The organism is Providencia sp. PROV236 (assembly GCF_033676985.1).
Classification (GTDB): domain Bacteria; phylum Pseudomonadota; class Gammaproteobacteria; order Enterobacterales; family Enterobacteriaceae; genus Providencia; species Providencia manganoxydans.
Genome location: NZ_CP096297.1, coordinates 4,399,834 through 4,421,772, shown reverse-complemented (window position 1 = coordinate 4,421,772; position 21,939 = coordinate 4,399,834). Strand labels below are relative to the sequence as shown.

At 39.7% G+C, this 21,939-nt stretch carries 20 protein-coding genes and 1 pseudogene; 12 read left to right on the top strand and 9 right to left on the bottom strand.

What is annotated here, in order from left to right; translation table 11 throughout:
• Positions 1–77: 77 nt before the first annotated feature.
• Both M1E96_RS20590 and M1E96_RS20585 read left to right on the top strand, forming a co-directional pair.
• Positions 78–1,733 carry an LTA synthase family protein gene (locus tag M1E96_RS20590; protein ID WP_337979679.1) on the top strand — a complete coding sequence of 552 codons (1,656 nt, stop codon included), beginning with the start codon at positions 78–80 and terminating at the stop codon, positions 1,731–1,733.
• A 485-nt stretch (positions 1,734–2,218) separates the two neighbouring features.
• Positions 2,219–3,109: a LysR family transcriptional regulator gene (locus tag M1E96_RS20585; protein WP_272580814.1), complete on the top strand. Its 891-nt coding sequence runs from the start codon at positions 2,219–2,221 to the stop codon at positions 3,107–3,109.
• Positions 3,110–3,255: 146 nt separating this feature from the next.
• Here the strand turns inward: M1E96_RS20585 and M1E96_RS20580 are convergent, their stop codons facing one another.
• From M1E96_RS20580 to M1E96_RS20560, 5 genes and pseudogenes are all read right to left on the bottom strand, one after another.
• Positions 3,256–3,777 (bottom strand): nuclear transport factor 2 family protein, encoded by a 522-nt coding sequence (locus M1E96_RS20580; protein WP_272580813.1) that lies wholly within the window; start codon positions 3,775–3,777, stop codon positions 3,256–3,258.
• Positions 3,778–3,852: 75 nt separating this feature from the next.
• The gene (locus tag M1E96_RS20575; RefSeq protein ID WP_337979678.1) at positions 3,853–4,068 is read right to left on the bottom strand and encodes a DUF1471 domain-containing protein; all 216 of its coding nucleotides are present in this window, start codon (positions 4,066–4,068) and stop codon (positions 3,853–3,855) included.
• 318 nt (positions 4,069–4,386) lie between these two features.
• Positions 4,387–4,455 (bottom strand): annotated as a pseudogene (locus M1E96_RS20570) (LacI family DNA-binding transcriptional regulator); the annotation flags it as partial.
• A 124-nt stretch (positions 4,456–4,579) separates the two neighbouring features.
• A complete protein-coding gene (locus M1E96_RS20565; RefSeq protein ID WP_272580812.1) occupies positions 4,580–5,008 on the bottom strand; it encodes a molybdopterin-binding protein in 429 nt (142 codons plus the stop codon).
• A 108-nt stretch (positions 5,009–5,116) separates the two neighbouring features.
• Positions 5,117–5,857 (bottom strand): GntR family transcriptional regulator, encoded by a 741-nt coding sequence (locus tag M1E96_RS20560; RefSeq protein ID WP_070929871.1) that lies wholly within the window; start codon positions 5,855–5,857, stop codon positions 5,117–5,119.
• Positions 5,858–6,031: 174 nt separating this feature from the next.
• Between M1E96_RS20560 and M1E96_RS20555 the strand changes: the two genes are divergently transcribed.
• The 6 genes from M1E96_RS20555 to M1E96_RS20530 all read left to right on the top strand — a co-directional run bounded on the left by M1E96_RS20555 (position 6,032) and on the right by M1E96_RS20530 (position 12,901).
• Positions 6,032–7,042: an ADP-ribosylglycohydrolase family protein gene (locus tag M1E96_RS20555; RefSeq protein ID WP_272580811.1), complete on the top strand. Its 1,011-nt coding sequence runs from the start codon at positions 6,032–6,034 to the stop codon at positions 7,040–7,042.
• Positions 7,043–7,052: 10 nt separating this feature from the next.
• Positions 7,053–8,462, top strand: a complete 1,410-nt coding sequence (locus tag M1E96_RS20550; RefSeq protein WP_272580810.1) for a cytosine permease — start codon at positions 7,053–7,055, stop codon at positions 8,460–8,462.
• Positions 8,462–9,394 (top strand): PfkB family carbohydrate kinase, encoded by a 933-nt coding sequence (locus M1E96_RS20545; protein ID WP_272580809.1) that lies wholly within the window; start codon positions 8,462–8,464, stop codon positions 9,392–9,394. Before M1E96_RS20550 ends, M1E96_RS20545 begins: the two co-directional genes overlap by 1 nt.
• 146 nt (positions 9,395–9,540) lie before the next feature.
• A complete protein-coding gene (locus M1E96_RS20540; protein ID WP_272580808.1) occupies positions 9,541–10,542 on the top strand; it encodes an NAD-dependent epimerase in 1,002 nt (333 codons plus the stop codon).
• A gap of 51 nt (positions 10,543–10,593) precedes the next feature.
• Positions 10,594–11,760 carry a nucleotide sugar dehydrogenase gene (locus M1E96_RS20535; protein WP_140179879.1) on the top strand — a complete coding sequence of 389 codons (1,167 nt, stop codon included), beginning with the start codon at positions 10,594–10,596 and terminating at the stop codon, positions 11,758–11,760.
• A gap of 436 nt (positions 11,761–12,196) precedes the next feature.
• Entirely contained in the window at positions 12,197–12,901 is a 705-nt protein-coding gene (locus tag M1E96_RS20530) for a lipopolysaccharide core heptose(II) kinase RfaY (protein ID WP_140179877.1), read from the top strand.
• Between the two features lie 10 nt (positions 12,902–12,911).
• Here M1E96_RS20530 and thiM read toward each other — a convergent pair whose 3' ends face one another.
• Positions 12,912–13,688, bottom strand: a complete 777-nt coding sequence (gene thiM / locus M1E96_RS20525) for a hydroxyethylthiazole kinase (protein WP_272580807.1) — start codon at positions 13,686–13,688, stop codon at positions 12,912–12,914.
• Between the two features lie 117 nt (positions 13,689–13,805).
• On the bottom strand, positions 13,806–15,008 hold the full coding sequence (locus M1E96_RS20520; RefSeq protein WP_070929878.1) for an ROK family protein: 1,203 nt from the start codon (positions 15,006–15,008) through the stop codon (positions 13,806–13,808).
• Between the two features lie 434 nt (positions 15,009–15,442).
• On the opposite strand from M1E96_RS20520, the gene M1E96_RS20515 reads away from it, so the two are divergent.
• The 3 genes from M1E96_RS20515 (at position 15,443) to M1E96_RS20505 (ending at position 18,676) form a co-directional block, all read left to right on the top strand.
• Positions 15,443–16,261: a purine-nucleoside phosphorylase gene (locus tag M1E96_RS20515; RefSeq protein ID WP_140179874.1), complete on the top strand. Its 819-nt coding sequence runs from the start codon at positions 15,443–15,445 to the stop codon at positions 16,259–16,261.
• Positions 16,262–16,317: 56 nt separating this feature from the next.
• A complete protein-coding gene (locus tag M1E96_RS20510) occupies positions 16,318–17,241 on the top strand; it encodes an EamA family transporter (RefSeq protein WP_369427316.1) in 924 nt (307 codons plus the stop codon).
• 181 nt (positions 17,242–17,422) lie between these two features.
• On the top strand, positions 17,423–18,676 hold the full coding sequence (locus M1E96_RS20505) for a nucleoside permease (RefSeq protein ID WP_369427315.1): 1,254 nt from the start codon (positions 17,423–17,425) through the stop codon (positions 18,674–18,676).
• Positions 18,677–18,842: 166 nt separating this feature from the next.
• Here the strand turns inward: M1E96_RS20505 and M1E96_RS20500 are convergent, their stop codons facing one another.
• Both M1E96_RS20500 and M1E96_RS20495 read right to left on the bottom strand, forming a co-directional pair.
• Positions 18,843–19,973 (bottom strand): ABC transporter substrate-binding protein, encoded by a 1,131-nt coding sequence (locus M1E96_RS20500; RefSeq protein ID WP_272580803.1) that lies wholly within the window; start codon positions 19,971–19,973, stop codon positions 18,843–18,845.
• A 158-nt stretch (positions 19,974–20,131) separates the two neighbouring features.
• Positions 20,132–20,995, bottom strand: a complete 864-nt coding sequence (locus tag M1E96_RS20495) for a YicC/YloC family endoribonuclease (RefSeq protein ID WP_319068057.1) — start codon at positions 20,993–20,995, stop codon at positions 20,132–20,134.
• 121 nt (positions 20,996–21,116) lie between these two features.
• On the opposite strand from M1E96_RS20495, the gene rph reads away from it, so the two are divergent.
• Positions 21,117–21,830, top strand: coding sequence for a ribonuclease PH (gene rph / locus M1E96_RS20490; protein WP_070929883.1), 714 nt, complete (start codon positions 21,117–21,119; stop codon positions 21,828–21,830).
• Positions 21,831–21,939 lie beyond the last annotated feature (109 nt).

Below are 21,939 nucleotides of genomic sequence, written 5' to 3'. Positions count from 1 at the left end.
TAAATTAGTTACAATGGTCGTTTGTGCGACCTTATTGGTTAAGGCCGTTGTGACTTATCTATCTTGTGGTAAACCCGATGAAGAAAAGAATTTTTTCCGCTGTTTATCTGATGCTGATTTTTATTGCTTCACTTTTTTTGGTATTCGAGAAAAGCGGCGTAATCTACCCAGCGCTAGTTTCAATAAGTGTCTACGCGGTAATATTTGGTGTACTTTACCTTATTACAGCGAGATGGTTATTCTCTGCTATCGTCACCAGTACATTATTCATCATTGTTAAATTTCTTAACCAACTCAAAGTTCATTATTATAAAGAGCAACTTTTCTACTCGGATATCAATATTATGACGGATACCTCCAATATGGGTACGTTAAGTCATTATTGGTTAGCGGGAGTTGCATTAATAGGCTTGTTAATTTTATTGGTGATTAATGGGATCTTGAGCTGGCGCTTAGTACGTCCTGCTAAATCTTTTTCTTGGCGTTTACTTGGAATACTTCTCGGTATTGGCGGTTATTTTGGCGCAAGTTTGGCTGCATCACATTATTATAATGAGTGGACAGAAACATTACCGAAAGGTCGCGGTACTGTCACTAATTTAGTGATGTCAGCGAAAAATTCAGTGTATCAATCCCCACAAATTAAAGGCTCATCAGATTATTTCCTGCAACAGGCCGCCTCAGTCACCCTACCTAACAGTGATATTACAGAAAAGCCTGATATCTTATTATTGCTTCAAGAATCAACCGTAAATCCTAATATCTATAAATTACCTGAAGGAACAGAACTACCCGATTTATTTATGTTCCAACAAGATAATCAATTGACTGCTCATAGTGCGATGCGAGTGCAAACTTTTGGTGGTGGGACGTGGTTATCTGAATTTGCTGCATTGACAGGGCTGAATAGCGATGACTTTGGCTCTCAGAAGAGTGGGGTATTCTATTTTATTGTCGATCACCTTAATAATAGCCTATTTAAAGAGATGAAAGCCAATGGCTATTACACGGTGGTTTTAACTCCTTTTAACCGTGGTGCTTATCATTCAGGACATGCCTATCAAATGCTAGGCGTCGACCGTATTATTCAACCACAAGAATTAGGCCATCCAGGCAAATTACAAGATAATCTATGGACTATCAGCACTGATGATATGCTGAAGTATGCCAAAGAAATCTTAGCCAAAGAAACCGATAAACCGGTATTTATTTTCTCATTAACCATGTATGAACATGGGCCCTATAAAGAAAGCCATAGTGATGATTATGGCTTAAAAGGCAAAGTGAAACATGCTGATTCAGCTGGTGAGTTTAGCCATTATATGGAAAAAATCGTTGCTTCAGATAAGGCGATGCGTGATTTCGTTGATTTTATGGCAAAGCGTGAACGTCCATTGATGTTCCTGTATTTTGGAGACCATCAGCCGGGGATCAGTTTGAATCAATACCAATCTGAGTTTGTTAATCCGGCATTTATAACCCAATTTACGCTGCGAGATAATTTAAAATCAGGTAATAGTATTAAAACAGGTTCACTCACTGACATCACTTTCCTTGGCGGTATGTTATTAGAGCGGGCTAATCTCAAAGTATCACCATTCTATGAAGCTAACATTAAAATGCGTCATTTGTGTAATGGTAAATTGGATGACTGTGAAGATAAACGCTTGTTAGAGAGCTATCGTCATTATATTTATCAAACATTGAAAGTAGCAGATAAGAAAATTGACTAAATAAAATGATAAAAAATAGCGGGAATATCCCGCTATTTTTTTATTTAAATTTATTTGGGGTCATTATTAATTGAGCATTATCGGGGAAAAAATATCCCGCGGAGCTTGTAGACCACCGGTTAGGTAGGTTTCAAGGTGGTTTTGTAAAGTTAAATAAAAATCGAGGTTCTGCTATACATTCAGAGAAAACAGCTAAAAATGATTTGGTTATGGTAAAACTGAGGGCTATTCGATTATTTTTAAGTTGATTACTGGGTTAAGGTGCGGGGCCTAGAGCCTCTCTAGAACATGGGTTGTATAGTATTGTTTTTTAAAGTAAAAAAGATAGTCTAAAAATGATATTTAACTTAAGATGTACAAACATTAGTTTTCTTAGTAAATTAAATAAAAAGACTAATAACATATAGCTCCCTTTCAAATCTAAATGGGGGATTAACTCACAAATACTAACTAAGATTGGTTGATGAATTTAGGGATAATGTTATATGAGACATGAGCATGCTTTAACGCTTGATGCTATACGTATTATGGATTTCATTGAAAAGCATGGTAGTTTTGCTGCCGCTGCAAATGAGTTGGGAAAAGTACCCTCATCCCTTAGTTACTCAATGCAAAAATTGGAAGATGACCTTAACGTGATTTTATTTGATCGTTCAGGGCACAGAGTAAAATTTACGAAGGCTGGTCGATTATTATTAGAAAAAGGTCGATTATTATTAAACGAAGCAGAAAAAATACGACTAGATGTTAAGGCATTAGCTAATGGGTGGGAGTCTCATCTTACTATAGTCTGTGAAATATCTATTCCCTCTAAAATACTATTTCCTTTAATTAATAAGTTAGATGCTATATCAGGAACTCAAGTTTCAATATTGACAGGTGTGTTATCCGGTTCATGGGAATTATTAGATACAGGGAAAGCAGATATAGTGATATCTTCAGATAGAGGATTTAAAAAATCATCAGAGTTTAATTGCAAACGGTTAAGTAAGATGCGACATATATATGTTGCTGCACCTGAGCATTCTATCCATAAAGATGAAAAACCCAATCCTATTAATTATAGTGGTATTGTGATTGCGGATACTACATCTACAAATACTGCATTATCTGTACATATATTAGATAAGCAAAAACGTTTAACTGTTTCTAATCTTGAAGATAAGAGAATGGCGCTATTAGATGGATTAGGTGTAGCGACGATGCCATATTGGAAAGTTAAAGATGATATTGAAAATGGTAAGCTTAAAATAGTTAATAATGGTTTTAATCACTACTCTAACATTGTAGTTGGTTGGCATAGAGGTACTATGGGGAAAGCAAAGACATGGTGTATTAAAGAAGTGTCTAAACTATTTAATAGCGTTGAATGCTAATATTAAATTTATATTAGTTACACGCATACGTCTTTTTTCTTTAATATAAAAATATTGAATTATGAATGCTGTTAATAACCGCCAATTAATTGTAATGAAATACTGTATATAGAGTGTATCCCCTATATACAGTATTTATTATTATATTATGCTACACCCTGTAGAGGATTAGTGTTGAATGTATATAAAATAATTTTCCATTCACCATTTTCTTTATGCAAGATAAATACCTCACGATTTAAATCAAGAATTGTTTTCTGTTCTTTAGTATCTGTTACTACCGAACCATTATGATGATGAGTTCTTACAAAAGCGGTATTTCCATCAACCCATATAGTATCAATAGCAAAGTCAGTGTTGAATTTCTCTTTACTAAACAAGTTATTGTATTGATCTTCTTTCTTTTCTTTTGAATCAGCGGTGAGTAAGTTATTCCATTGAGAATAACTTTCATTGGCATATAATGAAATAATTTCTTTGGTATTACCTGCATTTAATGCTTTTTGATATTTCATAATCACATCTAAAACTTCTTTTTGTGCGTTTGATTTTTCAACATTTTTATAGACTGTGTATGATGGTGGTGTGCTAGAAAAAGATGTTATAGGTGTTATTAGCATTGAAGATAGTATTCCAATAGGTAGAATTATATTCTTAATGATTTTCATAGTAATATCCTTATGGTTAAAAATTAGTTTTTTCTATTTGAAATACATATATTAAATAAACTGGGGTAAAACTATTTATTTTCTATTTTCAGTTAACTTAGCAGTAACATAAGAATAATTACCCATTCTTGATGTTGTTATTTCATAGCTAGAGTTCTTCTCCTTGGCTATATTCGCTATTTTAGCTTCTGCTTCTGATACAGTGCCTCCCCATGCGGAAATAGTTTCTGCCATACTCATAGAAGATATAATAGAGAATACAAAAAAGCTTATTAATTTAATTTTTTTCATTAATTAAATCCTTAAAATGAAGTTGTTATTTACGAATGTGCTGAGCATATCAAATATATTAAAGATATATAGTGATTTTAATTTAGCGTCATCGTCAATAATTTTGGTTATGTTTATATGCAATGTTCTAATAAAATTGTAGCAACTTATAGTTTGTTATTAAGTAAATCTTATCGATATGAATATGGTTATGAAAATTAAAATTTATTTTTATTCCAAAGAAAAATGAGAATATACAAAACTTATGGTTGGAAAGGAGGGGATACCTAAATTGAAACAATATCAGGAGTGGTTCATTCATTGTCGTGTGATGGAAATGTTTAATACCCGTGAAACAGTACTGAGTGATACTCCAGCTTCAGTTGCGATATCTTTTAGCGTCGCCATCTTATCCCTATTTATTCATCACCATGTTTTAAAATAGTATCATATTACTTAATGTTGGCGCGCGATACGATGGTGACAAAACCACACGCCAACGAGAGCGCGTAGTTTGGTGAGATAGAATGGATTATTTACGTGTGGCTAGGATCACACTTGAGGCTTTAACCAGTGCGGTAATATCAACACCTTTAGTTAACGCCATGTCTTGGAAGCTTTCATTGGTGATAATGGCTGTCAGTTCAATGCCTTTGTCAGTAACAAGGTGAACGGTACTGTTGACCGCGCCTTCGACAATATTGCTAATCTTACCATTGAATTGATTACGTGCCGAAAATTGCAAGCCACAATCGGGTTTTGCCAGTACCACCCAAGGGGCTTTAATAATCGCAATGGCTTCTTTACCGACCACTAAGCCTAATGTTTTGCAGCTTTCGCGTGTAATTACGGTGGTGAGTTCTTCTCCATTACCTAAAGATAACACCACTTCATTATTTACCGCACCTTCTTTGATCGCGCTAACAGTACCTGTTAATTGGTTACGAGCGGAAATTTGCATAATTGACCTCATTTCTGAAAGTAATAAAACTGTCCACTCATAGAATAAAACGTTATAGGTTACTAATCCAAAATAGGGGCTTGGTTCGTGGATAAGATCACATTACGCTTAAGGTGAATTAAATTCTAATTCATAGATATCACCACGACAGATGATTTCGCTATATTCGATAATTACCCCAGATTTACTGGTACTCGTTTGCCGTACAAATAATAGTGGTGCACCCACAGTTGAATTTAACCAGTTGGCTTGTTCTTCATTGCAGCTGATTGCTTTAACCTTATGTTGTACTTGGCTAAAGGTGATACCCTGACTCTCCCATAAGGCATACAGTGAATCAGTCAATTTTGCAGGTTCAGGCAAATACTGAGATGGAATATAGTTATTTTCAAAAGAGACGGGTTGGCCATTAGCGATACGGATACGCCTTAATTGTGCAATTTGCGCCCCCACAGCTAAGCCGAGTTTTGCTGCAATGTCTGCGGGTGCTTCTGTCAGTGTGCGTAATAGCCACTGAGTAGTGACGGTTCCGCCAGCTTTGATCACTTGCGATGTAAAACCGCTTTCATGTGATAATGAATAACCTAAATATTTAGCGATTTGTGTTCCGACGCCTTGTTGGCGGATCACAACTCCTTTCTTTTCTAGTGCCTGCATGGCTTTACTAATAGTCACACGCGACAAATTGAGTTGCTGTGCAAGATGGCGCTCCGCAGGTAAAAAGTCCCCTGCATCCACTATTTGATGCTCAATAGCAGATTCAATCGCTTGTTGTAACTGGCGATAAAGGGGCATCGTGGAATTGAGATCTAACTGCGATTTTATCCATTTAAGAAAGCGTGCTTGCATTGTATTTTTCCATAAATCTTTCAACAAATTAAGTTTATAACAGAGTTGATAATATACATAATAACATCGAATGGACTTACATTGGCATTGTTTTTTGATTTATTGGACTGGTATTGGACTTAATTGCTGCTAATATAATTAATGTTGTTAAGGAAAGTAGTAGTGGGAGTAAAAATGGGGCTGAAACCCGACATTAAAAACGCGATACTTGGATGCTTATATGGTCAGGCAACAGGGGATGCCATGGGTATGCCCTCTGAACTGTGGCGTCAAGACCAGGTTCAACAGTTTTTCGGCTGGATAGATAACTTTTTGCCAGGGCCAGACGAAAATATCGCAGCCATCGGGTTTCGTGCCGGTGAAGTGACAGATGACACTCATCAAGCAATAGCATTAATGGATGCGATTATCTCGTGTAACGGTAGGGTAGAGCCGAAGGTGATTGCACAAAATATTTTGGCATGGGCAAACTGCATTAACGCCTTTGAGAAAAATATTTTTGGGCCAACTTCAAAACAGTCTCTATTAGCTATCCAAGCTGGAGAACCCATTAGTGAAATTGTGTCGAATGGAGTGACTAATGGTGCAGCAATGCGGATCGCGCCTGTGGGCTGTGTTGCTTCAACTGCGGATCGCAATCAATTTATAAAAACCGTTGAAGCGGCTTGTATTCCGACACATAAGTCGGATATTGCGATTGCAGGCGCCACTGTTATTGCTTGGGCAATTAGCCGAGCTATCGAGCAAACATCGTGGTCCCAAATTAAAAAAGAACTCCCTATACTCGCTGATGAGGTGCAATTGTTGTACGCCTCAACATTTAGCCCTTCTTTAGGTCAAAGAATTACCTTGGCTTTTCAGAAGGTAAGTGAGTTGAAATCATACTCTCCTAAGGCAACGCTCAAAGAGCTGTACGATTTTATCGGTGCTGGTATGGATACGATAGAGTCGATTCCCTGCGCTCTAGCCATAGTTGACCTTACAAATGGTGATCCTGTCATGTGTGCGAAGTATTGTGCCAACCTGGGGGGGGACACGGACACCATTGGGGCTATGGCTGGAGCGATTTCGGGAGCTTTGTCAGGTATTCAATCTTTTCCTAAAGAATGGATTGCATTGATTAATAATTCTAATAATATAGATTTCCATCCTTACGCAGAGATACTCGCCACCTTACGTCAATAAGGAGAGTTGAATGAGTGCACTACCTGACAATGCACAAACCAATGAAGCTTGGAAAATCGAAAATACGGGTATAGATATTGTCCCTGAACATGAACGTACCGCAACACCGCTTGAGCTATTTTGGATTTGGTCCGCAGCCAATATAGGTATACTTGGTATTGTTTATGGCGCAATTATTGTTTCCTTTCGTCTCTCCTTTTTTCAATCATTACTCGCCACAATAATTGGTATTGCTAGCTTTGCATTAGTTGGCTATATCAGCCTATCAGGGCAAAAAGGTCGTACCTCGACGCTGACGCTTTCGCGTACCATTTTTGGTAAAACAGGAAATATTGCTCCCACGTTTTTTAGTTGGATCACACTGATGGGCTGGGAAGCCATCAATATGATCACGGGAACATTAACCCTTAAAGCCCTATTTCAAGTACTTGGCTTTAGTGATTCGATTGCCTTAACCGTTGTCTGTATGGTGCTATTCGGTGGATTGGCCATCACGATTAGCTTGTTAGGCCAAGCAACAGTGGTGGTAATGCAAAGTTGGATCACCCGTATTTTTGGTACCATGACCTTAATTGCTGCACTGTATATTATTTGGCAAACCGATTGGAGTGCTGTTTTATCAATGCCTTCGGGGGATTGGTTAACGAGCTTCTTACCTGCGGTGTCGATTATCGCAGCAGGAACAGGGATTGGCTGGGGAATTGCAGGAGCTGATTATAGCCGTTATCAAAGCGACCGTTCATCAAAATCGGCCATTTTTAATGCCGTAACATTCGGTGCGACATTACCATTATTTATTTTACTCTTTACAGGTATTCTGTTGTCAGCGCGTTTGCCTGAACTAGCCTCCGCAGAAAATCCAATCGCATTAATTGGTACCGAGTTACCAAGTTGGATGTCAGTTCCTTATCTGCTAACTGCAACGGCGGGGATCATCACAATTGCAGTACTGAGCCTCTATTCTGCTAGCCTTAATTTACTGACTATTGGCGTGAAAATTCGCCAAGTCTATGCTGTTGCATTGGATGCCGTGTTAGTCATGGGTGTTGCTATCTATATATTGTTTATCTCAGGGGAGTTTATTAATTCCTTTATCGCCTTCCTGCTGTTTTGTGGCGTGTTTTTAGCTGCATGGGAAGCCGTGTTTATGTTGGATTATGCGGTGTTGCGTAGTCATAAAGGTTATGAGTTTGAACAATTATTTGGACAGTCGAATGCCGGTATTCGTTGGGTGCCGCTATTATGTTGGTTACTGGGTGCACTAGCAGGACTGTTAGTTAGTGATAATGAATTTATTAAAGGGCCTTGGGCGACAGGTATTTTTGAAGGCTCCAGTTTGTCTATTTTATTATCGTTTGTATTAAGTTTTGTATTGTACGGCTTATATCTGATGTTTAGTCGTCCGGTGGAGAAGCATTAATGCGTACTGCGGTAGTGATAGGTGCGGCGGCGGGCGATCGTGTTCTGAGTGTTGCAAAAATGCCCCGCAGTGGCGAGGACATTATCGCCCGTGATCATGGCTGGCAAATTGGTGGCTGTGCCTTTAACGTACTACGTGCTTTAGCTCGCCTACAGATCCCTGTCATTAATGGTATCCGAGTGGGGAATGGTCAATGGGGGCAACGTGTCTGCCAAGCACTCACCGAGCTTGGCATTCCTCCTAGGTTAACCAGCGAAACACAAGATAATGGCTGGTGTTTTGCATTAGCCGAAGCGAGTGGTGAAAGAACATTTATTTCAATACCCGGTTGTGAAGAGCAGTGGGATCGCACTGAATTACAATCATTTGCTCTTCCCCCTAATAGCATTATCTATGCGAGTGGTTATGAGTTAGGGTGCCAGCAAGGGGAGGCTATCCAACAGTGGTTACTCAATGATTGTTTAACACAAACATTGGTTTTAGATCTTGGGCCTCGCTTGGCCACTCTCCCACATAATTTTTTGCGTCAGTTGCCAACCGATAGAACGATTTTAACCGTTAATCGTGATGAGGCACGCTTTCTTTGTGGTGAAGGGGAACTGGTGCAACTCTCTGCGGATTATGCAAGTAGCACGGGTATTACTTTAATTTTACGCCTAGATAGCCAAGGTGCTTGGTTGTGTCAGCCCGATAGCTCACCTATTTTTGTTCCTGCCTATCAAGTTTCTGTTGTCGATACGATTGGTGCTGGAGATGCACATACTGCGGGACTGATTGCAGGATTATCTCAAGGTTTGCCATTGAAGGATTGTGTCGACCTTGGTAATCATGTGGCCGCGATCGTTGTTAGCAAGCAAGGCGCTGCTGGTGCCCCAACATTAAAAGAAATTAATCAATCGATGTTAACGCCAGTTACCCCACTGATATGTTAACTTTCCGACAATCACATTTTTTATTTCTCTGTGAGTAAAACCATTGCTACATTTATAGGTCTGAGACTCTATATGTACTCTAAATAATTTGAGGTGCAGCTTGTTGTGAGCTTGCACCAATCGCTCAACGCTAGAAGACAATTAACATGAAATACTTAGTTACTGGCAGTGCAGGGTTTATTGGTTTTAGGCTATGTCAGCGTTTATTGGAGAGTGGGCATGAAGTTGTTGGGATCGACAACATGAATGCTTATTACGATCAGGGGCTTAAACAATCTCGTTTACATCTCCTTGAGCAATACCCGCATTTTCGCTTTATTCCTCTCGATATTACTGAGCGTGAAAAAGTGGTGGTACTGTGTACTCAAGAAGGGTTTGATAGAGTGATCCATCTTGCTGCTCAGGCAGGCGTTCGTTACTCACTGCAAAACCCGTTTGCCTATGCAGACAGTAATCTTAATGGCCATCTTGCTATCTTAGAAGGCTGCCGACAAGCGAAAATCAAGCACTTAGTTTATGCGTCTTCCAGCTCAGTCTATGGGATCACTGACCAAACGCCATTTAGTACGGATATGCCTACTGACCATCCCGTTTCATTGTATGCGGCAACGAAGAAAGCCAATGAATTGATGGCGCATTCCTATTCACATTTGTATCAGCTCCCGACGACCGGTTTGCGCTTCTTCACGGTGTATGGCCCGTGGGGTCGTCCAGATATGGCACTATTCAAATTTACCAAAGCTATTTTAGCCGGTGAGCCAATCGATGTTTATAATAACGGCAATCTCAGCCGTGATTTCACTTTTATTGATGATATCGTGGAAGGGATCATCCGTATTTCCGATATAATCCCACAAACAGACCCAGAAAACTGTTCGCTTTCACCTGCACAAAGCAGTGCGCCATACCGTTTATATAATATTGGGAATGGGCAGCCCGTCAAATTGACGGACTTTATTGCTGCACTTGAAAAATCATTAGGGAAAAAAGCGATTAAAAACTTTTTACCGATGCAGGCTGGGGATGTGTATACCACTTGGGCGGACACTGAAGACCTATTTAAGGTCACCGGTTATCGCCCACAAGTTTCTATTGAGCAGGGCGTACAGGCATTTGTCGATTGGTATCAATCCTACTACCGCCTGTAAAATATCATCAATTTCCCTGTAATGTCCTAAGATGGATTTGAGAGGTCAGTTTTGAAAATAGCAATTGCCGGTACAGGCTATGTGGGTCTGTCTAACGCCATGTTACTGTCACAAAACCACGAAGTGGTGGCCGTCGACATCGTGCCTGAAAAAGTGGCGATGCTGAACAATAAGCAATCGCCGATTATCGATACCGAAATTGAACAGTTTTTGCGTGAAAAAACACTCAATTTCCGTGCCACCCAAGATATTGTTGAAGCCTATACGGGCGCACAGTATGTAATTGTTGCCACACCGACTGACTATGACCCGAAAAGCAACTACTTCAATACCAAGTCAGTTGAATCAGTCATTCATGATGTGCAGAAAATTAACCCAGCAGCCACCATTATTGTTAAATCCACCATCCCTGTTGGCTTTACTGAGCGCCTGCGTGAAGAGTTTGGCTACACCAATGTGATTTTCTCCCCTGAATTTTTACGTGAAGGCCGCGCGCTGTGGGATAACTTGTACCCATCACGCATTGTGGTGGGTGAACGCTCTGAGCGAGCGGAAATCTTTGCGGATTTGCTGCTTGAAGGCGCTATCAAAAAAGATGTCCCCGTGCTGTTTACCGATGGCACTGAAGCGGAAGCGATTAAATTATTTGCCAATACTTACTTAGCGATGCGTGTGGCCTATTTCAATGAATTAGATACCTATGCAGAGAGCCGTGGCTTGAACGCACGTCAAATCATCGAAGGGGTGTCTTTAGACCCACGTATTGGCAGCCATTATAACAACCCTTCATTTGGTTACGGCGGTTATTGCTTGCCGAAAGACACCAAGCAGCTACTGGCTAACTATGACGATGTACCGAATAACCTCATTAATGCGATTGTGGAATCTAACCGTACCCGTAAAGACTTTATTTCGGATGCGATTATTGCCAAAGCGCCACGTAAAGTCGGGGTATATCGTTTAGTGATGAAAGCGGGGTCAGATAACTTCCGCGCCTCGGCGGTACAAGGTGTGATGAAACGCATCAAAGCGAAAGGCATTGAAGTGATTGTCTATGAGCCAGTGCTTAAAGAGGACGAATTTTTCCGTTCAAAAGTGTATCGTGATCTTGAAGCATTCAAAGCCGATAGCGATATTATTTTAGCCAACCGGATGGTGCCTGAACTCGAAGATGTCGCAGAGAAAGTGTATACACGTGATCTGTTTGGCAATGATTAACTGACGATAAACCAGTCAATACCGTCAATATATTGAGGCGATAAATGTCGCCTCAATCCTCTAAATTTTAAATAAGCTATCCTTTTCACATTATTTAACTTGGTAGTCATCAAATAAAACTGAGTTATTAATTAATTATAAAATTATTTAAATTCGGTAACTCAATGTGTATTTCACTACGCATGAATTACTACTGTTTATTGTCTGTAACTAGCATCGTAATCATATACTATGAATATAACTTATTGATATTTAAGTTATTATATTTAGAGTTAATGTGTTTTTTAAAATTATCGCTAAATATCCCGAAGAGATTATTTTTGAAAAATAATGCTATTTTTATCAAAAATAGTGATTTGCAAGTAATAGCTAATAAAACATAGTAGATAGTTGTTAGTATTGCTTAGAATGACTTCAATAATGGGTTTCTTAAATAATGCAAAAAATTATAACAACAAAAAGAAATGGATATTTTGTATATCAAAAGCAAATTGATATCGATTTTGCACAGATTATTGATGATTATATTCAAGGTAAAATAACGGGACAAATCCTCAATAGCGGTAATGTTGAGCGCAGTGTGGCACGCATCACGGTGAATGATAAACACTATATTATCAAGTGCGAAAAGGAACGAGATAGACGGTTAGAAAAGCGTATTATGCGTGTAATTTCAGGCCCTTACTTTTCACGCTTATTTCATCGATTGGTACGCGCACAGGATCAAGGTTGCCAGATCACTAATGATATCTATTTCGTTGCAGAAAAAATACGCTTCCGTGAGGCACTAGAAACATGGATTATCGCTGAGTATGTTGAGGGAACGGTACTCTCTGAGATAAATGATATTAAACCTTATTATACGGAAATAGCAAAATTAATTAACAAGTTGCATTCATATGGCCTTGCATCAAATGATATTCATGCAGGTAATTTTGTACTGACAGAAAGCGGCCTTAAAATTATAGATTTGTCAGACTTTGGTAACTTCGCTATATGCAAAGCAAATGATTTAGTGGCTTTAAAACGTTTTTATGGGATCGAACCCGAGAAAAAAAGTGTTGTGTACCGATTTATCTCCCTACGTAACCAGATCCGTCACTGGTCACGAAAAATGCGTGGAAAGAAAACGCGTCTATAACTGCCGCCAATCATAAATTAGAGTAAGAAAGTGCATCAAGGAACTCAGGAATAAAACTCCCTGTTCCTCGGCAATTTTGTTTGGCCTGCTCACCTGCTCGCTTCATCAGCGCACATGCACTGGCAATATTGTATAATTGATCTCCTGATAACGCACAACTCGCTGTGACGACAGCAGATAGCCCACAGCCAGTTCCAACGACTCGCGTCATTATTGGATGGCCCCCAGTGACTGCAATAGTTTTATTGCCATCAGTGATATAATCAACTTCACCACTAATTACAACTATGGTTCGTGCGCTATTAGCGAGTGATTGTGCGGCGGGTAAAGCATCGTTGGTGGTATCTAATGAATCAACACCCCGCCCACCTGAGCTGAGGCCTGCTAACGCCATGATTTCTGATGCATTACCACGAATAGCAGTGGGTGATAAAGCCAATAATTCATGACAGAAACGAGTACGGAAAGACAATGCACCTGCGGCTACCGGATCTAAAACCCAAGGTTTTTGAGCTTTGATAGCACTGTGTACGGCTAAACGCATGGCAATCTGACGTTCAGCCGTTAAGGTACCAACATTAATCAGTAAACCATTAGCGATGGCAGCAAACTGTTCGGCTTCTTCGGGTTCAATAACCATTGCTGGCGAGCAGCCTATCGCTAATAAAATATTTGCGGTGAAAGATTGCACTACGTCGTTGGTCATGCAGTGGATCAGCGGAGAGTGTTCGATAAGCTTTTGTTTAAATGCTAAAATTTTTTCTACGGGGATTGTTTCAAATTGCATTTATTACTCCTACTTATACAAACAATTTAATTATACTTGTAATTCGTCAAATTGCAGGGTTGTTGACTCGTGTTAATCACTTAATTAAGTTTTGATTTTACTAGATTGCAGATATTGCTAATCCGCTAAGTAATTCTCTAAAACCATCCCCCCCGCGCCTTGTGCCACCACTTCATAGGAGTCGTTCGCGGCAAAAATATGCGTTTGGATATGCGGGAAGGCTGACATTTTTTCTTCTATCGCTTTTTTTGTCATCGCAAAAAAATGATTTTTGGGAGTCAGTGTTCCTCCACAAACAACAACGTCAGGCTGTAAGGTTAAAATGGCATTTGCGATGGCAATACCATAATAGTGAGCTGCCTCGGCTAATACGTCCAAACATAATTGATCTTCCTGTGCTAAGGCTTGGAATATTGTGTGGTAATTGATTTCTGACTCATTGTTAGTGAGTTGATTAATTAGAGAAGGCTTACCTAAACGTAGTTGTTGGATCACTCGAGATTTAATTGCGGATAGGGAACTGTATTGCTTTAAGCAGCCATAGGAGCCACATTCACATCGTTGTCCTTTAATATCAATCGTTGTGTGACCAAATGCTTGAGCTGTACTAATTGGTGCAGGCGCAAAGGTGTTATTGATGATCGTGCAGCTGCGTATATCGGTATCACAGGTCGTAAATAAAAAACGTTGGCTTTCTGAATTATATCTCAGCCGATATTCTGCAAGGGCGGCGAATGTAATACCACTGCCCAAAGTAACAAAACAAGGAACTTTACTATCAATATAGTTGAATAAACTGACTATTCTGGCGTTATATTGGCTAAAGGCGACTTTATCTCGCTCTAAAATATGATCGATGGCAATACCAATACCTAAGATTTTTGCTGTCGTTAATTGATGTTCGGTAAGAAGTTGATCAAGTTTTATTAACAGATTGTCGAGCATGCTTTCCGCGCTTTCTAAATGCTCATTTTTTATTTTTATCATTCCTAAAATATCTAATTTTAGGTTGAGCAACATGATCGTTGAGTAGAGGTCGCTCATTTCAATACCAACCACATAACCATCATCTGAGTTGATACTGTATAGTATTGGTTTACGCCCACCGGTTGATTCACCGAGTTCAGAGGTCGAAATCAATTGGCTCTTACTTAACTCATCAAGAAGTCTAGCGCAGGTTGCTGGTTTCATACTGGCAAGTGAGGCTAATGCTTCGGCTCGGATTGGTCCATGATTGAGGATCAGCCGATAAAGCATTTTTAATTTGCGAGTTTTTGAATTTTTCGAAGTACGAAATTCATTTAATAGTGTCAGTAACAAACCATCACCTTTCTTTTATCAACACGTGCAGCGTTAAAGATTAGCATATTTATTCTCACCATACTTCAAGTTGCAATGCCTTGCGTTGAGGTACGGTGATGTCGCTCACTGTTGCTGAGCAACATTTCTAATTTTTAGAGTATAGGTAAAAAGAGCCGCTTCTAGGTAGCTATCATACCTAAATACTTTTTCTTAAAATGAGATTAAGATCGCTGTTCGATTTTTAAATTACTTTATTATCCCCTTATTACCTTTTTATATTTTAAATAATTCGAGTTGCAGGTTGGCGGCAAATGAAGGTAGGCAAAGTGCATAGATAAACGATGTGACTTGGTGAGCACGACATCGCCACCACACTTTGACGGCAAGCGCTGCAATTTGAAGTATGACGAATCTCTATATATTCAATCATTCGAGTAGTTTTGGGGACGATTATGCACAACACGAACGATATTTTAGAAAGCCTGCGTTTTATTGAAACGCGTACTGATATTAAACCAACTGTGGGTATTATTTTAGGCTCTGGCCTTGGCCCATTTGCAGATACTTTAGAAAATGCGGTTCATATTCCGTATAGCGAGATCCCTCATTTCGCTAAATCGGAAGCGGTTGGCCATGCTAATGAGCTGGTGATTGGTACTATCGCAGGTAAAAATGTTGTGGCAATGAAAGGGCGTTTCCACTACTACGAAGGGTTTTCTCTCGAACAAGTGACATTCCCTGTGCGCTTAATGAAGGCATTAGGCGTCGAAAAATTGATTATCACTAATGCCTGCGGTGCGGTTAATACCGATTTCAACCCTGGCGACTTGATGGTTATCACCGATCATATCAATTTAACGGCAAACAACCCATTAATGGGACCAAATAATCCCGAATTAGGCGTTCGTTTCTTAGATGTGAGTGAGGTTTATAACAAAGAACTTCGCCAAACTATTCTTGATGTCGCTAAAGAGCAGGGCGTTGCATTACGCCAAGGCGTGTATGCATGGTGGACGGGTCCTACATACGAAACACCAGCAGAAATTCGCATGATCAGAACACTAGGTGCTGATGCTGTTGGTATGTCAACAGTGCCTGAGGCATTAGTGGCTCATCACTCACAGATCAAAACAGTAGGTATTTCCTGCCTGACTAACATGGCATGTGGCATTTTAGAACAACCACTAAGCCATGATGAGGTTATTGAAACCGCTGAAAAAGTAAAAGCGACTTTCCTGAAATTAGTCACCGGTGTGATCGCACGCTTCTAACTTTTTCTCAAACTAATATAAAGAATGCCGTAGGCAGTATGTGGGTGGGTATTAAAATGAAATTAAAGGGATTAATTTTAGTTTCGCTGGGCGCTTGCAGCTATGGCATTTTATCAACATTGGTGGTTTTGGCGTATCAAGCTGGGTTTTCTTTAAATGATGTTATCGGCAGCCAAACAGTTTTAGGGGCTGTTTTGTTATGGTTATTTGTTGTCGCTGGAGCCGTAGCTAGAAAGAAAAAACTGAGCTGGCCGACGCGTAAGCAATCAATGTTGATGTTACTAACAGGAACCACAACGGGGTTAACTGGCTTACTGTATTATGCATCACTACAGTATTTGTCACCCGCACTAGGAGTCGTGCTGTTTTTACAGTTCACTTGGATGGGGGTAGCGATTAATGCTGTTGTGACAAGGCAGTTCCCTGTATTAATGACGATTATTTCTGTGTTATTGATTTTAATTGGAACTCTGTTTGCAACTGGGCTGCTGAATACATCAGGTATTCAATTTCATTGGTTGGGGATTGCTTTAGGGCTATGTGCTGCGTTATCGAATGCAGTACGCGTTTATGTGAGTGGAGCACTTGCTGTTAACACTGATCCTATGATGCGTTCAGCCATTATGGTCACTGGTGGTGCTATTTTAACCTCTATCGTTGTTCCTCCAATCTTCTTGTTAGATTTGACGACATTTAATGCACTGTTTTTCTCTTATGGTCTACCTCTTGCTTTTTTCGGATCCTTCTTTGGCATGTGGATGTTTGCTAAGGGGACTCCTCTGATAGGAACCAGCTTGGCGACCATTTTAAGTTCAATGCAGTTGCCCGTAACCATATTATTATCTGTAACCGTATTACATCTACCCCTTGAATTCATTCAGTTTATTGGTGTTGCCATTATTCTATTTGGCGTCGCTATTGCTGAAGTGAAAATAAAAACAAATAAAGTAAGAACTCTAAATAATTCGATCTGCAGTTAATTTATTACTCTAAATAATTCGAGTTGCAGGTAGGCGACAAGTGAAGATAGACCGGGAGCATAGATGAACTATGTGACTCGGCTGGCTGGGGGCAGTCAACAACCCTGCATCTTGAAGTATGACGAGTATAGTGAGATTGCAACTTGAAGTATAAGGGCTATCACTCCCAATGGAGCTTCGTATGAATATTAAAACCCGCTTAAAAGTTATGTTATTTTTACAGTATTTTGTCTGGGGAAGCTGGCTAGTCACACTCGGCGCCTACATGATCAAAACACTAAATTTTTCTGGTGCTGAAGTTGGACTAGTTTACAGCTCTAAAGGCGTTGCCGCTATTCTGATGCCCGGTATTATCGGAATTATTGCAGATAAATACATTCCGGCAAATCGATTGTATATGATTTGTCATATTATCTGTGCGGGTTCGTTATTCTATGCGGCAACGGTGACGGATTCGACACTGATGTTTTGGATAATGCTGATAAATGCGATGGCATTTATGCCAACTATTGCATTATCCAACTCGATTAGCTATTCCTCACTCAGCCAATATCAATTAGATTCTGTTGCAAACTTTCCACCTATACGAGTATTTGGAACGGTTGGCTTTATCATTGCAATGTGGAGCATCAGTTTATTAAAATTTGAATTAAGTAGTATGCAACTCTATATTGCGGGAAGTTGCTCATTATTGTTAGCGTTGTATTCTTTGACACTGCCACACATTGCTGTGAATAAAAAAGCCATCTCAACGAGTTGGGTGAGTAAATTAGGCCTTGATGCGTTAGTCCTATTTAAAAAACCGATCATAGCGGTATTCTTTTTATTTGCCATGCTATTAGGCGCGGTTTTACAAATTACCAATACATTTGGTAGCCCATTCCTACATGATTTTGCTCGTGATCCTCTCTATCAGGATAGCCTAATTGTTCAATATCCTTCGATTTTATTATCAGTTTCACAAATGGCTGAAGTTGGTTTTATTTTGGCGATCCCCTTCTTTTTAAAACGTTATGGCATCAAAACCGTCATGTTACTGAGTATGTTAGCTTGGACATTAAGGTTTGGGTTCTTTGCTTTTGGTGATCCATCTGCAATCGGCCTGATGTTTTTGATTATGTCGATGATTGTTTATGGTTGTGCTTTTGATTTCTTTAATATTTCTGGATCTATTTTTATTGAAAAAGAAGTCGATAACCGCATGAGGGCCAGCGCCCAAGGGCTGTTTATGACTATGGTTAATGGGGTAGGAGCTTACTTTGGTGCGATAGTCAGTGGATTAGTGGTTGATTACTTCAGTGTAGATGGCGTGAAAGATTGGCAGACTATTTGGTTAGTATTCGCTTCTTATACTGTGGTGCTGGCTGTTATTTTCTATTTCACCTTCCATTATCATCATAATAGAGAAGGTGAACTGACAGTAGCTAAAGCATAAAGTGAGTACTGGCTCTCATATACTCGCCATACTTCAAGTTGCAGGGCTTTTTGTTGAGATATAAGTGACTGCGCGACGCTCACCGAGTCACATAGTTTAATCTATGTGACTCGTCTATCAGCATCTAGAATTATTTAGAGTATATATGAGAGCCTGTGAATAATGGCTAATGTTTTGCTTGAGATCCCCAAATAGCATCAGCGACAGGAATTGTCGTAAATGTGGTAATAATTTGATTATAGGTATCTTCAGGCTTAAGAGTGGTAAATTGCTCTGGGTAAATAAATTTTGCTAGGTATTCGATGCCAACAATATTGTATGGGTGATTATAAAAATTATGATACACACCATATAATCGGCCATTTTTCACGGCGCTGATTTGGTTAAATCCGATCCTATTTTCTAATCTTTCAAAACCACTTTGATTTTCTTTCTCCGTTACGCCATAACCAAATGGTGCAGCAATACTGTTTTTATTAATCCAACGAGAGCCCGTCACAATATAAACATCTGGTTTGGAGGTTAACACTTGCTCTAAAGATACAGTGCCTGAAGCTCCTGGTAAAAATTGGCTACCAATATTCTTAGCGCCAGTTGCTTGGACCATTCCACCCCAGCCTGCATTGTTATGGGTAAAGCAGCAGCTATCACTGCCATTGGCACCCGCTTTGGCTTCAATAAACACTTGAGGCTGTTGTTTAATTTTTGCTGTTGTTTGTTGAACGGCAGTCAAATGGCTTTGGTAAAAATCAGTATAGGCTTTAGCTTCTGTTTCTTTATTTAGCGCTTGACCAAGAATATCGATACTTGCAGTGGTGTTTTTTACAGGCTGTAAAAAAGTATCAATATATAGGATAGGAATATTGGCTTCTTTTAGGCGGCTAACTACCCCCGAACCTTCTAAAGCGGGTTTGGCACGTAGCTGAGCAATAAGTACATCAGGCTTTTGAGCAATAACCAGTTCAGTATTGACTTCACCTTTATCGTTAAATCCCATATCAGGGATTTTTTGCATATCAGATTGCCATTTTTGGCCTAGTAACTCGACCGTTTTTGGATCTGTTTTTTTTAGGTTATTGTTCCAAGCGACAACACGATTAAATGGATTATCTCTGTCAAGTAATGCAAGAGTTAAAATATCCCTACCATCTTGTAGGACAACCCGTTTAGGTTCTTGCTGTAAGGTAATTTTCTGGCCATCAATATCAGTGAGTGTCACTGGGTATGTTGTTGCTAACCCAGAGAAGGAAACAAAAGTAATGATTATTGTGGAGAGCAGGTGATTTACGATTTTCATATTTAGACCCCTTTTGAACTTGACATAACGATAACAATTATCATTATCAAAAGTAAAGTGCGGAGGGCTAATCAATGGAAAAATTTAAGTATGTATAATGTATGAGTAGAGAAGCCAGTAATATTTACCGGCTCTACTAGACACAAAAAAGCAATTGCTTATTCAATATTTTGAATCTGCTCTCTCATTTGTTCAATCAACACTTTCAGCTCAACAGCCGAATTGGTAACTTCACTATTAATTGATTTTGAGGCTAGCGTATTAGATTCACGGTTGAACTCTTGCATCATAAAATCAAGGCGTCGGCCATTAGCATCTTTCTTTTTAAGGATATTACGCGTTTCTTTTACATGAGCTTCGAGCCTATCAAGTTCTTCAGCGACATCAACGCGTTGCGCTAATAGGATCAGTTCTTGCTCTAAACGGTTACTATCGACTTGAATATCAGCTTCTTCTAACTTAGTTTTCAAGCGCTCGCGTTGCCATTGCAAAATTTCAGGCATATGTTGACGAACTTTAGCGACTTCAACGAGAACACCATCAAGACGTTGCTCAATTAAAGTATGTAGTGCAGCACCTTCAGCTTCTCGGCTTTGTATAAAGGCATCAAGTGTTTCATCAAGCCCTAATAAAAGTTGTTCACTAATCGCATCTAAATCTTGTTCGCCAGCGGACATTACACCGGGCCAACGCAAAATTTCTAATGGGTTAATTTCACCTTCGTGACTATAATTTTTCACCCAATTAGCGGCACTAATAATTTGACGTGCAAGTTCTTCGTTAAGGATCAACTCACCACGATTTGCACCATCTAACTCAAAGCGCAGATTACATTCGACTTTACCTCGAGTGAGACGAGAGCGGATCCTTTCACGGATAACTGGCTCTAGGCTTCGGAATTGTTCAGGGAGACGAATGTAGGTTTCTAGGTAACGTTGATTAACGGAACGCAGCTCCCAGGCCGCACTCCCCCATTCCCCCTTGATATCACGGCGGGCAAAAGCGGTCATACTACGGATCATAATTCGTTCCTATAAAAATGGATATGACAAGATTATAGCGCTATGCATGATGTCATGATAGGCATTATCGTTTTAAGCACGTATAATGCGCGACAATTAAGTTGAAAATGGAGATAACACCATGCGTCCAGAAGGCAGAATGGCAGACCAAATGCGTCCAATTAAGATTTCACGCAACTATACTAAGCATGCGGAAGGCTCTGTTCTTATTGAGTTTGGCGACACGAAGGTGTTATGTAATGCAACAGTAGAAGAAGGTGTACCTCGCTTTTTAAAAGGCCAAGGTCAAGGTTGGGTCACCGCAGAATATGGTATGTTACCTCGTGCGACTAATTCACGTAACCAACGTGAAGCAGCCAAAGGAAAGCAAACAGGGCGTACCATGGAAATTCAACGTTTAATAGCTCGTTCTTTACGCGCAGCTGTTGATCTTAAAAAGTTAGGTGAATATACCATTACATTAGATTGTGATGTGATCCAAGCTGATGGTGGAACGCGTACCGCTGCAATTTCAGGCGCTTGTGTCGCTTTGGTTGATGCATTAAATAAAATGGTTGAACAAGGTAAATTGGTAAAAAGCCCATTGAAATCGATGGTTGCAGCTGTTTCTGTCGGGATCGTGAATAACGAAGCGTTGTGTGACCTTGAGTATGTCGAAGATTCTGCGGCTGAAACCGATATGAATGTTGTGATGATGGACGATGGTCGTATGATTGAAGTTCAAGGAACGGCTGAAGGAGAGCCGTTTAGTCATGAAGAGCTACTATCATTATTAGCGCTTGCTAAAACGGGACTAGATTCCATTTTCGAAGCTCAGCGAGAAGCGTTGAAGTAAAGTTATTTTTAATAGGCGGCTGAAATAGTCGCCTTTTTTATGTCTGATTGTTTGCGATTAGCAATCAGTGATGTGTGATTTATCGTTTTAAACATATTGACGTTAATTA

What these genes read in the sequence shown, in the direction of transcription:
- M1E96_RS20590 (WP_337979679.1), top strand. Translation starts at nt 78, where the DNA reads ATGAAGAAAAGAATTTTTTCCGCTGTTTATCTGATGCTGATTTTTATT.
- M1E96_RS20585 (WP_272580814.1), top strand. Translation starts at nt 2,219, where the DNA reads ATGAGACATGAGCATGCTTTAACGCTTGATGCTATACGTATTATGGAT.
- M1E96_RS20580 (WP_272580813.1), bottom strand. Translation starts at nt 3,777, where the DNA reads ATGAAAATCATTAAGAATATAATTCTACCTATTGGAATACTATCTTCA.
- M1E96_RS20575 (WP_337979678.1), bottom strand. Translation starts at nt 4,068, where the DNA reads ATGAAAAAAATTAAATTAATAAGCTTTTTTGTATTCTCTATTATATCT.
- M1E96_RS20565 (WP_272580812.1), bottom strand. Translation starts at nt 5,008, where the DNA reads ATGCAAATTTCCGCTCGTAACCAATTAACAGGTACTGTTAGCGCGATC.
- M1E96_RS20560 (WP_070929871.1), bottom strand. Translation starts at nt 5,857, where the DNA reads ATGCAAGCACGCTTTCTTAAATGGATAAAATCGCAGTTAGATCTCAAT.
- M1E96_RS20555 (WP_272580811.1), top strand. Translation starts at nt 6,032, where the DNA reads ATGGGGCTGAAACCCGACATTAAAAACGCGATACTTGGATGCTTATAT.
- M1E96_RS20550 (WP_272580810.1), top strand. Translation starts at nt 7,053, where the DNA reads ATGAGTGCACTACCTGACAATGCACAAACCAATGAAGCTTGGAAAATC.
- M1E96_RS20545 (WP_272580809.1), top strand. Translation starts at nt 8,462, where the DNA reads ATGCGTACTGCGGTAGTGATAGGTGCGGCGGCGGGCGATCGTGTTCTG.
- M1E96_RS20540 (WP_272580808.1), top strand. Translation starts at nt 9,541, where the DNA reads ATGAAATACTTAGTTACTGGCAGTGCAGGGTTTATTGGTTTTAGGCTA.
- M1E96_RS20530 (WP_140179877.1), top strand. Translation starts at nt 12,197, where the DNA reads ATGCAAAAAATTATAACAACAAAAAGAAATGGATATTTTGTATATCAA.
- thiM (WP_272580807.1), bottom strand. Translation starts at nt 13,688, where the DNA reads ATGCAATTTGAAACAATCCCCGTAGAAAAAATTTTAGCATTTAAACAA.
- M1E96_RS20515 (WP_140179874.1), top strand. Translation starts at nt 15,443, where the DNA reads ATGCACAACACGAACGATATTTTAGAAAGCCTGCGTTTTATTGAAACG.
- M1E96_RS20510 (WP_369427316.1), top strand. Translation starts at nt 16,318, where the DNA reads ATGAAATTAAAGGGATTAATTTTAGTTTCGCTGGGCGCTTGCAGCTAT.
- M1E96_RS20505 (WP_369427315.1), top strand. Translation starts at nt 17,423, where the DNA reads ATGAATATTAAAACCCGCTTAAAAGTTATGTTATTTTTACAGTATTTT.
- M1E96_RS20500 (WP_272580803.1), bottom strand. Translation starts at nt 19,973, where the DNA reads ATGAAAATCGTAAATCACCTGCTCTCCACAATAATCATTACTTTTGTT.
- M1E96_RS20495 (WP_319068057.1), bottom strand. Translation starts at nt 20,995, where the DNA reads ATGATCCGTAGTATGACCGCTTTTGCCCGCCGTGATATCAAGGGGGAA.
- rph (WP_070929883.1), top strand. Translation starts at nt 21,117, where the DNA reads ATGCGTCCAGAAGGCAGAATGGCAGACCAAATGCGTCCAATTAAGATT.